The organism is Yoonia sp. 208BN28-4 (assembly GCF_037543925.1).
Lineage (GTDB): Bacteria > Pseudomonadota > Alphaproteobacteria > Rhodobacterales > Rhodobacteraceae > Yoonia.
In genome coordinates, this window is the sequence record NZ_JBBIFY010000004.1 from 272437 (window position 1) to 286393 (window position 13957).

The window sequence follows — 13957 nt, forward strand, 5'->3', positions numbered from 1 at the left end:
ACCTATCTTGGGTGCAAGTCAGCCCGTAAGACAAAGGTAATACGCCATGATTAGACGATCATTTCTCGCTTTGGGGGCCGCCGCACTGGCGACACCCGCACTTGTCACGTCAGCGCAGGCACAGGCCATATCGCTGGACGCGGTATCGGGCTACCTGAACCGGCTGCGCACAGCACAAGGCGGGTTCACGCAGATCAACGGCGATGGCACGCTGTCGACGGGTCAGATTTTCATCAAGCGTCCGGGCCGCATCCGGTTCGAGTATAACCCGCCGGATAACTCGCTGATGGTGGCCGGTGGCGGGCAAGTGGCGATCTTTGATCCGCGCTCTAACACGGGTCCGGATCAGTATCCGCTGAACCAGACGCCGCTGAAAATCATTCTGGAAGAGAATGTGAACCTTGGCCGTGCGCGCATGGTGACGGGTCACACATCGGACGGGACCAGCACGACGATTACGGCGCAAGACCCTGACAATCCGCAGTACGGGAACATCAAGATGGTGTTTACCAACAATCCGGTCGAGTTGCGCCAGTGGATCGTTACCGATGATACCGGCACACAGACCACCGTGATCCTGAACGATCTGGTGCCGGGTGCCGCGATTGGCGAGATCAAGTTCAACATCGTGGCCGAGATGAACCGCTGGAATAACTAGGGGTCTCACGGCAGGCATGAAGAAAGGGCGGTCCAGTGTGGGCCGCCCTTATTGTTTTGGAGCCGTGTGTCGCGGTCAGATTTTTCCGCAGGACCGCAGTTGCGCGCCATAGGTGGCCGCGCGTCGTTCGACTTCACCGGCGATGCGGATCAGCCAAGGCTTGGCCCGCCAAGTTCCGCGCCGGAACCCTGTGCGCCCGTCGTGATAGGCCAGATACTGGTTGCGGGTGTCATTGATCGCGATGCCGTTTTCACGGACCGTGGCGGTCATGTACCATCCCATGAAATCGGTGGCGTCCCAGATATCCTCGCGGTCGGCGCTGCGACCACCGGGACCGTCTTGGTACTCCTCCCACGTGCCATCAAGGGCTTGGGAATAGCCAAGTGCCGACGACTGACGACCCACGGGGATCACGCCCAATGCGTATTGATGCGGCGGGCGGTTGTTGGAGATGAACTTACTTTCCTGATAAATCATCGCCATAATCGTCGGGACCGGCACGCCGTATTTCCGCTCTACCGCCTTGAAGGCACGCAGATATTCGGGGCGTTCGTTTACGATGGCGCAGGCATTGTCCAGATCACGCGGGGCCGTGCCATAGCCGCTGCTACAGCTTCCCAGAATGACCATCAGTACCATTGCGCGAAAGAGTTTGCTCATCTGCCTCTCGCTTTTCGTCTTTATTTTGAGACGAGCATAGCGGATTGCGCGGTTGCTGTGAACGGCAAAGGTGTCGCGGTCAGATCACAAATGCCAGAATAAGCGGTAAAGTGATCACTGACAGCAACGTCGAGACAACCACGAGGCCCGCCACGGGCTGCGCGTCGGCGCCATATTTTTCGGCCAGCAGGTAGGATGTGACAGCCACAGGGGTGGCGACCTGCACGATCAGGACTCCGGCTGCCACGGGGTCAAGCGCGAACCACAGGGCTGCGGCGTAGGCGGCGGCGACACAGATGATGACCTTTATGATCGAGAGGACAACCGCCAGCCCCAGTGCCTTGGTTTCCAGCCGTGCGACAGCCACGCCAAGCGTGATGAGCATGATCGGGATCGCCATTTGTCCGATCAGATCAAGCGCGTTGGTCAGGAACGAAGGCGTCTCCCAGCCCTGCCACAAGAACAGCGCACCCAGCAAGGTGGCGGCGACCAGCGGCTCCTTGACCACGCGCAGCACCGATCCGCCGCCTGATACGATCCAGATGCCAAGGGTGAACGACAGGATTGCCATGACGGCGAACACCACCACGGCATAGCCCAAGCCCACATCGCCAAAGGCAAAAAGCGCCAGCGGCAGGCCCAGGTTGCCGGTGTTGCCGAACATCAGCGGCGCCAGAAAAGTCTGCACATTCAATCTGAACACCGCCACAAGGATCAAAGAGCCCACTGTCACCAACCCGTATGCCGCAAGGCTGGCCAATGACAGGGCGGCAAGGGCGGCTGGTTCAATCTCGGTCCGCATCAGGGCCACGAAGATCAGGCAGGGAACAGAGAGGGTCATCGCAAGGCGGGTCACGAACTCCACCCGGTATTCAAAGCCCATCTTGACCCATGCAAAACCGACCGCAGCCAGTAGGAAAACAGGCGCGGTGATGTTCAAGACTGTCAATGCGAGGTTCACAGACTGTTTCCTTTGATTCGGCGGGTTTGGCGTGGACAGCGCCCCTGTGGGGCGTCTAATAGGGAAGCGGGGGTACGTTTTCCATGTTCAAAACGCGCGCAAAATATCATCTGGGGCAGGTTGTCCGCCATCGCAAACATCCGTTTCGCGGTGTGGTATTTGATGTGGACGCGATGTTTTCCAATACAGACGCATGGTACGAGGCGATCCCGGAGGATAGCCGCCCCAAAAAGGACCAGCCGTTTTATCATTTGCTGGCCGAGAATGACCAAAGCTATTACGTGGCCTACGTGTCCGAGCAGAACCTTGTGGCCGACTATTCCGGGCAACCGGTTGAGCACCCCGATCTGGAAGACCTGTTTGGCCCGTTCGAGGATGGTCAGTATCCATTGCAGGTGCAGTTGAACTGAGCAGCGACGCCATCGTAGGGCGGGGTTCCACCCCGCCGCCCTCAATAGCCCAATGCACAGCCGTCCTTGCGCGGATCGCTCGCGCCTTCCAGTACGCCGCTGTCATGCACAGCAATCGCCTGCGCGCCGCCGATGGGCGTGTCCGGTTCCACCACATTATGCCCAAGGTCAGCCAACGCGGCACGCACGCTGTCGCTGTAGCCGGTTTCCACGCGCAGCTCTGATCCTTCGGCAAAGACCCGTGGCGCATCAATGGCAGTCTGCGCGTCCATTCCGAAGTCGAGCATATTCGTGACAAACCGCGCATGCCCGGTGGACTGATACGCGCCGCCCATCACGCCGAACGGCATGTAGGGTGCACCATCTCGTTTCAGCAGGCCGGGGATGATCGTGTGCATCGGGCGCTTGCCGGGACCAGCCTCGTTCGGGTGACCCTCTTTCAGCGTGAATCCTGCGCCACGGTTCTGGAACAGGATGTCGAATTTGTCCGACGCAAGGCCCGACCCAAAACCATGGAAGATCGAATAGATCAGCGACACACACATGCAGTCGCTATCGACAACGGTGATGTAGATCGTGTCTTTATGCACCGCTTCGGCCCCCGGCAGATCGGCAGTCAGCACGCGCTTGGGGTCGATCAACGCGGCCAGTTTCTCCGCTGTTTCAGGGGCGAGCATATGTGCAAGCCGCGACATGTGATCGGGGTCGGCCAGCATCCGGTTGCGGGTGTCATAGGCAAGTTTCGTGGCCTCGGCCTCGATATGGGCGCGGGCAGCACCCATCGGGTCCATCGCGGCCAGATCAAAGTGCTTTAGAATGTTCAGGATCAGGATCGCGGTGGCACCTTGCCCGTTGGGCGGATGCTCATAAAGGTCCAGCCCACCGTAACCGCCCATGATCGGATCGGTGTAGTCGCAGGCCACGGATGCAAAATCATCCAGCGTATGTGAGCCGCCCAAAGCGTTCAGCGATGCGACCATATCCTCGGCCACTTCGCCCTCGTAAAAACCGGCGCGACCTTCGGTTGCGATGCGGCGCAGAACTTCGGCCTGTTTGGGGGACCGGAACATCTGTCCGGCACGCGGCGCGTTGCCATCAACCAGATAGGCGTTGCGCGCTTGTCCTTGCAGGTCATCCGTCAGCTGCGCCCAATCAAAGGCCACACGCGGCGCCACGGGAACGCCTGCTTCGGCATAGTGGATCGCGGGGGCGAGGGACGCTTTCAGCCCGATCCGGCCATAATCCTTGGATAGTTTGCAAAACGCATCTATGGCACCGGGCAGAGTGACAGCCTCAACACCATGAACCGGCACGGTCTGATGACCAGCGGCCCGCAGTTCGGCGGCATCCAGCCCCGCTGGCGCGCGCCCTGATCCGTTCAGTGCGACGACGCGGTCTTCACCCGGCGGGGTCAGCAGCACAAAACAGTCGCCGCCGATGCCCGTCATTTGGGGTTCGCAGATACCCAGCAAAACCGCGCCCGCAATCGCAGCGTCAACGGCGTTGCCGCCCGCCTCAAGCATCTGAACGGCCACTTTCGCCGCCAAGGGGTGCGACGTGGCGCACATTCCGTTTGTTGCAAATGTCGCAGAGCGTCCGCCAGCCGAAAAGTCACGCATGATGTCATCCCCATAAGTCAGGCGTACTTTAGGATAATTCCGGGCGGCTTCAATGGGGGAAGTATCCGGCACCGCGCCACTGGGTGGGGGCTAAAACGACGCGATGCCGGATGAAGCTCTGCAGCTACATGAAACGGTATCGCGGGCGGCTGGGGCGATTGCATGAAAACAATATGGCCCTTTGAGGGCTTTTCCTTCTTTCGCGGCTCACCTACGTTTGCGGGCAAGCCAAATTGGGAGAAATCACATGGATAAGGTTGTCATCACAGGGGCCGCGCGCACACCGATGGGCGGGTTTCAGGGCGTCTTTGCCGATGTGGATGCGCCCACGCTGGGCGGTGCTGCGATTGCTGCGGCCTTGGGCGATGCACCCCGCGGACAGGTGGACGAAGTGTTGATGGGCTGTGTGTTGCCAGCGGGGCAGGGGCAAGCGCCCGCGCGTCAGGCCAGCTTTGCCGCTGGGTTGGGCGATGATGTGCCTGCCACGACGCTCAACAAGATGTGCGGCTCCGGCATGAAAGCCGCGATGATGGCTTATGACGCGCTGGCCTTGGGGCAGGCGGACAGGATCGTCGCTGGCGGCATGGAGAGTATGACCAATGCGCCTTACCTGATGCCCAAAATGCGAGGCGGTGCGCGGATCGGTCATGCGCAGGTGATCGACAGCATGTTTCTGGACGGTCTGGAGGACGCTTATGACAAAGGGCGTCTGATGGGCACATTTGCGGAAGACTGCGCTACAGAATTTCAGTTCACCCGTGCCGCCCAGGACGATTACGCGCTGAAATCGCTGTCCAACGCAAAGGCCGCCCAAGATAGCGGCGCGTTTGATGCCGAAATCATTCCGGTCACACTCAGCACCCGCACGGGCGATGTGACCGTCGCCGCAGACGAACAGCCCGGCCGCGCGATGCCTGACAAAATCCCGCATTTGAAGCCTGCGTTTCGCAAGGATGGCACGGTCACGGCGGCCAACGCGTCTTCAATCTCTGACGGTGCCGCGGCGTTGGTGCTGGAACGCGCCGATGTCGCAACCGGTCCGGTCAGGGCCACGATTCTAGGGCACGCTAGTCACGCACAGGCCCCCGGCTGGTTCACAACCGCACCCGTGCCCGCCGCGCAAAAGCTGATGGACCGGCTTGGCTGGTCAGTGGATGACGTGGACTTGTGGGAAGTGAACGAGGCGTTTGCCGTCGTGCCAATGGCCTTTATGCACAAGTTGGATATTCCCCGCGACAAGATCAACGTGAATGGCGGTGCCTGCGCGCTTGGCCATCCGATTGGTGCGTCTGGCGCGCGGATTATGGTCACGCTGTTGCATGCCTTGGAGACCCGTAACCTGAAGCGCGGCATTGCGGCCATTTGCATCGGCGGTGGCGAGGGCACGGCCATTGCCATTGAGCGCCCATAGGGTAGCGCTCCATTTTTGATCAGGTAGCTGCCCGACGGAGTGTGGACCAAGCACCGTTGATCCGCCTTTATGTCAGGGCCATGACGTTCCAAATGAAAGACGAACTTGTGAACATCGACTATACGACTATCGCGAAATCCATCGCGTCGCTGACCGAGAACGAAACCGACACCGTCGCCCTTATGGCGACCGTCGCTTGCGAGTTGCATCACGCAGACGACAGATTCGACTGGACCGGATTTTACCGCGTGACGGCACCGGAAATGCTAAAGATCGGCCCGTATCAAGGCGGGCACGGGTGTTTGCAAATTCCGTTCGCACGCGGGGTCTGCGGTGCGGCTGCGCGGACAGGCAAGACGCAACTGGTGGACGACGTAGATGCGTTTCCGGGCCATATCGCTTGCGCCTCGTCCACGCGATCGGAAATCGTTTTGCCGGTCTGGAACGCCATAGGCGATTTGATCGCGGTGCTGGATATCGACAGCAACCAACCGTCAGCTTTCACCCAAGATGACGCCGATCAGCTTGCCAAAATCCTGCGCGATACATTTGCCCGCTGAAATGATTCTCATGAAAATCACTCTGCCCGTGAAAATTTTCTAGGAAATTTCACGACCCTGTGCCAACGTGACGGTGAAAGAATCCGCATTTATTTCACGGACCCATGCTGCACAGCTTGCCACCTGATACCCGGACCCTAGGCGCTGACCTGCGCGCACTACGCAAATCGCGGGGGCTGACGCTGACGGCGCTGGCTGACACGCTTGGTAAATCTGTTGGCTGGCTCAGTCAGGTGGAACGCGATTTGTCAGAGCCGTCGATCTCGGACCTGCGCGCTTTTGCCGCCGCATTGGACGTGCAAATCGCAAGCCTTTTCAGCGCGGTAACGGCCGCCGGTGAAGACGGCCTGATCGTGCGCAGCACGGCACGCCGCCCGATCGGGTCACGCATCGCGGGGTCGGTCGAGGAACTGCTGTCACCCGATCTGACCGATGATTTTGTGATGATTCACACCACGTTCGAGCCGCAATCGGCCCTGACCGAAGCTGTCACACGCCCCACCCAAGAGGTGGGCTATGTTGTTAGCGGGCAGTTTGATCTGTGGATCGACGACACGGAGTTTCACCTCACCGCAGGCGATAGTTTTCGCATTCGCGGCCAATCCTATCACTGGGCCAACCCCCATGATGCGCCCTGCGTCATCATCTGGGTCATTGCTCCGCCCGTCTATTAACACTGTCTGAGAGGCCTATGTCATGAGCGATTTTCCAACCACAGCCCGTGTTGTCATCATTGGTGGCGGCGTCGTCGGGGTCTCGACCCTTTATCATCTGGCCAAGGAGGGCTGGACCGACTGTGTTCTGCTGGAAAAGAACGAACTGACGGCAGGATCGACATGGCATGCTGCGGGCAACTGCCCCAACTTTGCGCCCAACTGGGCCGTGATGAACATGCAGCGCTATTCGCTGGAGATGTATCGCACGTTGGCCGATGACGTTGACTATCCAATGAATTACCACGTCACGGGTGCCTTGCGTCTGGGTCACACGAAAGAACGCGCGCAGGAATTTGCGCAGGTTTGTTCTCAGGCGCAGGCGATGGGCCTTCCGCTTGAGATGATCGGCATCGAGGACGTTAAGAAATACAATCCGTTTGTCGAAACACACGACCTGTCTGCCGTGCTGTGGGACCCGCTGGATGGTGACATCGACCCCGCACAGCTGACCCAAGCGTTGGCCAAAGGTGCGCGTGATCTGGGTGCGCGGATCGAACGTTTCTGCCCTGCGACGGGTGTCACTCAGAAAGACAACGGCGAGTGGATCGTGCACACCGAGAAAGGTGACATCACCTGCGAAAAGGTAGTGAATGCCGCCGGTTACTACGCCGCGCGCGTGGGCGAATGGTTCAAGCCTTACGGTGGCCGCGATGTGCCGTTGACGGTTATGTCGCACCAGTATTTCCTGACCGAGGAAATCCCCGAGATTGCGGCGTGGACCAAGGAAAACGGCAAAAAGACCCCGATGATCCGCGACGTGGACAGCAGCTATTACCTTCGTCAGGACAAGAACGGTCTGAACCTCGGCCCTTACGAGCGGAACTGTAAGGCGCATTGGGTGACCAAGGACGATCCGATGCCGCATGACTTCAGCTTCCAGCTTTATCCGGACGATCTTGAGCGTCTGGAATGGTATATCGAGGACGCGATGGAGCGTGTGCCGGTCCTTGGCACCGCTGGTGTGGGTCGCAATATCAATGGACCGATCCCTTACGCGCCCGATGGTCTGCCGATGATCGGCCCGATGCCCGGCGTCACCAATGCGTTCGAGGCGCATTCTTTCACATTTGGTATCGTGCAGGGCGGTGGCGCTGGTAAAGTCATGGCCGAATGGCTGATCCACGGCGAGACAGAGATGGATATGTGGGCCGTCGATCCGCGCCGCTATACCGATTACGCTGATGCGGAGTATTGTGAGGCAAAGGCGCTGGAGACCTATGGTCACGAATACGGCATGCATTTCCCTCACAAGATGTGGCCCGCTGGCCGCGATAAGAAGCTGTCGCCAAACCATGATGCGCTGATTGCGTCCGGTGGCCAGATGGGGGCCTACAACGGCTGGGAACGCGCCACATGGTTTGCGCAGGACGGCGAGGATACGTCGGTTGAGGCCACCGAGACATGGGGTCGCGCAGGCCCGTGGGAGGCTGGTATCAAGCGCGAGGTGGAAGCTGCCACCAATGACGTCGCCGTTCTCGATATGCCCGGATTCTCGCGCTACACGCTGACGGGAGCGGGTGCTGCTGAGTGGCTCCGCGGTCAGATTTCCGGCGCGCTGCCAAAGGTCGGGCGGATGAACCTTGGTTATTTCGCGGACAGCCGTGGCCGGATCGTGACCGAGGTGACTGTGATCCGTTGGGGCGAGGATGATTTCTGGCTGATGACTGCTGCCGTTGCGCAGTGGCACGACTTCGAGTTCCTCAAATCGCGGATGCCGGACAGCCTGACCATGACCGACATCACAACCGAATGGTCCACAGCACTGGTGTCTGGCGCAAAATCGCGCGACCTGATGGCGCAAATCTCTGATGGCGATCTGGAGGCGGGCTGGCTGTCCATTCAGGACGCCACCGTCGCGGGCAAGCCATGCAAGCTTTTCCGCATCAACTTTGCCGGTGAGCTAGGGTGGGAGGTGCATTCCAAATTCGAGGATGCCGCCACCGTCTACACCGCGATCCGCGACGCGGGTGCGGCACCCTTTGGCATGTTCGCGCTGAACGCGATGCGCGTTGAAAAAGGCTACCGCGCTTGGAAGGGCGATCTGTCCACCGACTACACGATCCTTGAAGGCGGTTTGGAGCGGTTCGTACGTCTGAACAAAGAACAGGATTTCCCCGGCAAGGCCGCGCTGATGTCCGAAAAGCAGCAGGGCAGCAAAAAGATGTTTGCGACCATGACGCTCGACAACCCGGGTCCGCAGGACGCGCCTTATATGTCGCCCATCTGGGCCGGTGGTGAAGTCGTGGGCGAAACCACGTCAGGCGACTGGGGCCACCGGATCGGTAAATCCGTGGCGCTGGGCATGGTGCGCACGGACGTGAATAAACCGGGCAACAAGGTCGAAATCCAGATTTACGGTGAAAAATACACCGCCACGATCCACGATGACCAACCGCTTTGGGACCCCGAGAACGACCGCATCCGCGCCTGATCGCGCGGCTTGGCAAATCCCTTTCGCGTGGCGGGGGGATTTGCTATCGCACGCCAAATCGGGCGGCGAAAAAGGAACACCGACATGGCGGATATTACCTTACTTGATGGGGGCATGGGGCAAGAGCTTGTGCATCGCGCAGGTGACAGACCCACGGCCCTTTGGTCGACACAAGTGATGATCGACCGGCCCGGTCTGGTGGCCGAGATTCACCGCGACTATTTTGATGCCGGTGCGACAGTTGCGACGACAAACACCTACGCGATCCACCGCGACAGGCTGACGTTTGCCGGTATCGAAAACCAGTTTGACGCGCTGCATGCCGCCGCCCTGAAAGAGGCCGCAACAGCGCAACGCGACGGTACGCGCATCGCGGGTGCGATCGGGCCTCTGGTCGCGTCTTATCGCCCTGACGTGCATCCGGCTGCGGATCAGGCGATCCCGCTTTATACTGAAGTGGCCAATATTCTAGCGCCGCAGGTGGACCTGTTGATCTGCGAAACCGTGGTGTCAGTTGATCATGCCCGCAGTATTCTTGCGGCAGCCACCCAGACCGGAAAGCCTGTGTGGCTTGCTGTTTCGGTCGATGATCGCGATGGTGCCAAGCTGCGCTCGGGCGAGCCTTTGGCCGATGTGATCCCCGTGGCAAAGGAAGGCGGGGCGGCGGCGTTGCTGATCAACTGCTCATCACCCGAGGCTGTGTCGCAGGGGTTGCCTGTCATCGCGGATTGCGGGCTGCCGTTTGGCGGCTATGCCAATGGCTTTACCCAGATCACATCCGACTTTCTTGAAGAAAACCCCACCGTGGACGCGCTCACCCAGCGCCGCGATATGGGGCCGGATGCCTATGCCGGGCATGTCATGGCGTGGATCGGTCTGGGGGCCACGATTGTCGGCGGTTGTTGCGAAGTTGGACCCGCACACATTCGCGCGATGGCAGATGCCATTCGCGAGGCGGGACACAGGATCGTCTGATGCAAGACACACCACCCATCCATTTCGATGTGATCGTGGCCGAAGGCTTTGTTCTGACCGAAATGGCGGGTGTCGTGGATGTGTTGCGTCTGGCCAATCGGGTCGCACAACGCGAGGTTTTTGCGTGGCGATACGTCTCTGCCAGCGGGGGTGAGGTGGCCAGCAGTTCTGCGGCATCGGTGCAAACCGCCAAACTGACTGACAAGTCAAACGCGCGTTATGCGGTGGCGCTTGGCAACGCCGACCCCGACCATTCCGAGTTGTCACTGGCGCGGGCCATCGGAACCTACACGGCCCGCAACGCGCGGGTGATCCTGCTGTCTGAAGCGGCAAGCCGCTTTATCGCGGAAAAAGGTGATCAGGCCGATCATCACACGACCCATTGGGAAAACCGTGCTGTGCTGTCGGAACGCCACGGGCTTTATGACACCAAAACAGCGCTTGCCGTGGATGCGGGCGCGATTGTGACCTGTGCGGGCATGGGGGCAACCGTGGATATGATGCTGTCGCTGGCGGCCGGTCATGTGTCGTCAGCCACGATGATGACGGTAGCCGATATCCTGCTGCATGAACGCATCAGGCATCACAACACGCTGCAACCGTTCGGGGGCCGCGCGGCACTGACAACCGGAGATCGTGATCTGGATTTATGTGTCGGGCTGATGCAGGACCATATCGAATTTCCGATCCCGATCAGCGAAATCGCAGACCGTGCGGGCCTGTCGAAACGTTCATTAGAGCGGCGCTTTCACGCGGTTTTGCATAGCACGCCAAACGGATTTTACCGTGAACTGCGCTTGACCAAAGCCAACAACCTACTGCTCAACACCGATATGTCGATCAATGAAATCGGTCTGGCCTGCGGTTTCCCATCTGGGTTTTCCACGATCTATCGCAGCGCCTTTGGAATGACGCCGAATACAGCGCGCAAGAAGGGCCGTTTGAAATAGCAGATTTGCGCCACGCATGACGTTTTTGAAAAGGCGCAGATAGGTCACATATGACAAGGCTGGCATGACTTTCTTGCCAATTTACGGAGCCTCGTCATGCCTGTTCCTGCCCAAGCCCGCGTCGTGATTATCGGTGGCGGTGTTATCGGATGTTCGGTTGCTTATCATCTGGCCAAACTTGGCTGGAAAGAACTGGTTTTGCTGGAACGCAAGCAACTGACGTCAGGCACGACGTGGCATGCGGCTGGTCTGATTGCGCAATTGCGGGCGTCTGCCAATATGACCAAGCTCGCCAAATATAGCCAAGAGCTTTACGGCAATCTGGAAGCGGAGACCGGTGTCGCTACGGGCTTTAAGCGCGTGGGGTCGATCACGGCGGCGCTGACGGCGGAGCGTAAGGAAGAGATTTTCCGTCAGGCAGCGATGGCCCGCGCTTTCGGCGTTGAGGTCGAAGAGATCAGCCCGACTGAAGTGAAAGAGCGTTACGAGCATCTGAACATCGACGATGTGACGGCTGGCGTTTATCTGCCGCTAGACGGGCAGGGCGATCCGGCCAATATCGCGCTGGCACTGGCCAAAGGCGCCCGTCAGAACGGGGCGCAGGTGATCGAGCGCACAGCCGTGACCAAGATCAACCGCGAGGGGCGGCGTGTGACGTCTGTCGAATGGAATAACGGCACTGAGACAGGGCAGATCACTTGCGACATGATCGTGAACTGTGGTGGCATGTGGGGGCATGAAGTGGGCCGCATGGCGGGCGTGAACGTGCCGCTGCAAGCCTGTGAACACTTCTACATCGTGACCGAAGCTATCGCGGGGCTGCAACAACTGCCCGTGCTGCGCGTGCCTGACGAATGTGCCTATTATAAAGAGGACGCGGGCAAGATTTTGCTTGGCGCGTTTGAGCCTGTGGCAAAGCCTTGGGCGGTTGACGGTATTCCAAAAGACTTTGAATTCGACCAACTGCCAGAGGATTTTGACCACTTCGAGCCGATCCTTGAGCAAGCAGTCAACCGGATGCCGATGCTGGCCGAGGCGGGTATCCACACATTTTTCAACGGCCCTGAAAGCTTTACGCCCGACGACGCCTACCACCTTGGCCTTGCGCCCGAGATGGATAACGTCTGGGTCGCGGCGGGCTTCAATTCCATCGGTATCCAGTCAGCGGGCGGCGCGGGCATGGCGCTATCGCAGTGGATGGATACGGGTGAAAAGCCGTTTGATCTGGGCGACGTGGATATCAGCCGCATGCAGCCGTTTCAGGGGAACAAAACCTATCTTGCGGCCCGCGCGGCCGAAAGTCTTGGCCTGCTTTATGCAGATCATTTCCCGTTCCGCCAAAAGGCCACCGCGCGCGGCGTCCGCCGCACACCGTTCCATGAACATCTGCTGGAACGCGGTGCTGTGATGGGCGAGCTCGCCGGATGGGAGCGTGCCAACTGGTTTGCCCGCGAGGCGCAGGAAGCCAAGTACGAATATAGCTGGAGCCGCCAGAACTTCTTTGACAACGTGCGCGAGGAACACATGTCGGTGCGCCAGAACGTCGGCATGTATGATATGTCGTCTTTCGGCAAAATCCGCGTCGAAGGCCGCGATGCAATGGCGTTTATGAACTACGTCGGTGGCGGACAGTTTGACGTGCCGGTGGGCAAGATCGTCTATACCCAATTCCTCAATCGCAATGGCGGGATCGAAGCGGACGTAACCGTTACGCGTTTGGCCGAGGATGCCTATCTGGTCGTGACACCTGCAGCGACACGTCTGACGGATCAAACATGGATGATGCGCAACCGTGGCGACTTTAACGTGGTGATCACGGACGTCACCGCAGGCGAGGGCGTGTTGGCCGTGATGGGCCCACGTTCGCGTGAGTTGCTTCAAGCGGTTTCGCCGAACGACTTTAGCAACGAAACGAATCCTTTTGGCACGGCTCAAGAGATCGAGATCGGCATGGCGCTGGCCCGCGTGCACCGCGTGACCTACGTGGGGGAGTTGGGTTGGGAAATCTATGTCCCGTCCGACATGTGCGGCCATGTGTTTGAGGTGCTGGCCGAAAAGGGCTTTGATATGGGCGTGCGCCTGTGCGGGATGCACATGATGGACACCTGCCGCATGGAAAAGGGTTTCCGTCACTTTGGCCACGATATCACGTCAGAGGATCACGTGCTGGAGGCGGGCCTTGGCTTTGCGGTCAAAACGGACAAGCCGGAGTTTATCGGTCGTGATGCCGTGTTGCGCAAGAAGGACAGCGGGTTGGCCACCCGGTTGGTGCAGTTCCAGCTGACCGATCCAGAGCCGCTTTTGTATCACAACGAGCCGATCCTGCGGGACGGCGAATTTGTGGGCTACCTGTCATCGGGCGGCTATGGCCATCATCTGGGTGCGGCGATTGGCATGGGCTACGTGCCTTGTGCGCAAGCGGGGGAGCCTGTGGCCGATATGCTGGCCAGCACTTATGAGATTGACGTGATGGGCACGCGAGTGAAAGCCATTGCGCAGACCAAGCCGTTTTATGATCCCAAAGGCGACCGCGCTAAGGTTTGAAGCGCTTATCAACGCGGACCGAAAACGAGAAAAGCGCGGGACTGTGTCCCGCGCTTTGTGTT

The 13957-nt window shown here is 59.4% G+C and carries 12 protein-coding genes; 9 read left to right on the forward strand and 3 right to left on the reverse strand.

Going from position 1 to position 13957, the window contains the following annotated elements; all coding sequences use genetic code 11:
• Positions 1–46: 46 nt before the first annotated feature.
• The gene (locus tag V8J84_RS15020; protein WP_339932623.1) at positions 47–658 is read left to right on the forward strand and encodes a LolA family protein; all 612 of its coding nucleotides are present in this window, start codon (positions 47–49) and stop codon (positions 656–658) included.
• A 75-nt stretch (positions 659–733) separates the two neighbouring features.
• On the opposite strand, the gene V8J84_RS15025 is transcribed toward V8J84_RS15020, so the two are convergent.
• Positions 734–1318, reverse strand: a complete 585-nt coding sequence (locus tag V8J84_RS15025) for a transglycosylase SLT domain-containing protein (protein ID WP_339932625.1) — start codon at positions 1316–1318, stop codon at positions 734–736.
• Between the two features lie 79 nt (positions 1319–1397).
• Positions 1398–2279, reverse strand: coding sequence for an AEC family transporter (locus V8J84_RS15030; RefSeq protein ID WP_339932627.1), 882 nt, complete (start codon positions 2277–2279; stop codon positions 1398–1400).
• Positions 2280–2362: 83 nt separating this feature from the next.
• Between V8J84_RS15030 and hspQ the strand changes: the two genes are divergently transcribed.
• On the forward strand, positions 2363–2689 hold the full coding sequence (hspQ, locus tag V8J84_RS15035; RefSeq protein ID WP_339932629.1) for a heat shock protein HspQ: 327 nt from the start codon (positions 2363–2365) through the stop codon (positions 2687–2689).
• A gap of 41 nt (positions 2690–2730) precedes the next feature.
• Here the strand turns inward: hspQ and V8J84_RS15040 are convergent, their stop codons facing one another.
• Entirely contained in the window at positions 2731–4308 is a 1578-nt protein-coding gene (locus V8J84_RS15040) for a gamma-glutamyltransferase family protein (RefSeq protein ID WP_339932631.1), read from the reverse strand.
• 247 nt (positions 4309–4555) lie between these two features.
• On the opposite strand from V8J84_RS15040, the gene V8J84_RS15045 reads away from it, so the two are divergent.
• From V8J84_RS15045 to V8J84_RS15075, 7 genes are all read left to right on the forward strand, one after another.
• Positions 4556–5719, forward strand: coding sequence for an acetyl-CoA C-acyltransferase (locus tag V8J84_RS15045; RefSeq protein WP_339932633.1), 1164 nt, complete (start codon positions 4556–4558; stop codon positions 5717–5719).
• A 107-nt stretch (positions 5720–5826) separates the two neighbouring features.
• Positions 5827–6279 (forward strand): GAF domain-containing protein, encoded by a 453-nt coding sequence (locus tag V8J84_RS15050; protein ID WP_339933150.1) that lies wholly within the window; start codon positions 5827–5829, stop codon positions 6277–6279.
• A gap of 104 nt (positions 6280–6383) precedes the next feature.
• Positions 6384–6953: a helix-turn-helix domain-containing protein gene (locus V8J84_RS15055; protein WP_339932635.1), complete on the forward strand. Its 570-nt coding sequence runs from the start codon at positions 6384–6386 to the stop codon at positions 6951–6953.
• A gap of 22 nt (positions 6954–6975) precedes the next feature.
• On the forward strand, positions 6976–9426 hold the full coding sequence (locus tag V8J84_RS15060) for a GcvT family protein (protein WP_339932637.1): 2451 nt from the start codon (positions 6976–6978) through the stop codon (positions 9424–9426).
• A gap of 84 nt (positions 9427–9510) precedes the next feature.
• Positions 9511–10401 (forward strand): homocysteine S-methyltransferase family protein, encoded by an 891-nt coding sequence (locus V8J84_RS15065; RefSeq protein WP_339932639.1) that lies wholly within the window; start codon positions 9511–9513, stop codon positions 10399–10401.
• Positions 10401–11351 (forward strand): GlxA family transcriptional regulator, encoded by a 951-nt coding sequence (locus tag V8J84_RS15070; RefSeq protein WP_339932641.1) that lies wholly within the window; start codon positions 10401–10403, stop codon positions 11349–11351. The genes V8J84_RS15065 and V8J84_RS15070 overlap by 1 nt, the downstream gene beginning before the upstream one ends.
• Positions 11352–11447: 96 nt before the next feature.
• Positions 11448–13895, forward strand: coding sequence for a GcvT family protein (locus V8J84_RS15075; protein ID WP_339932643.1), 2448 nt, complete (start codon positions 11448–11450; stop codon positions 13893–13895).
• The last annotated feature ends 62 nt before the right edge of the window (positions 13896–13957 follow it).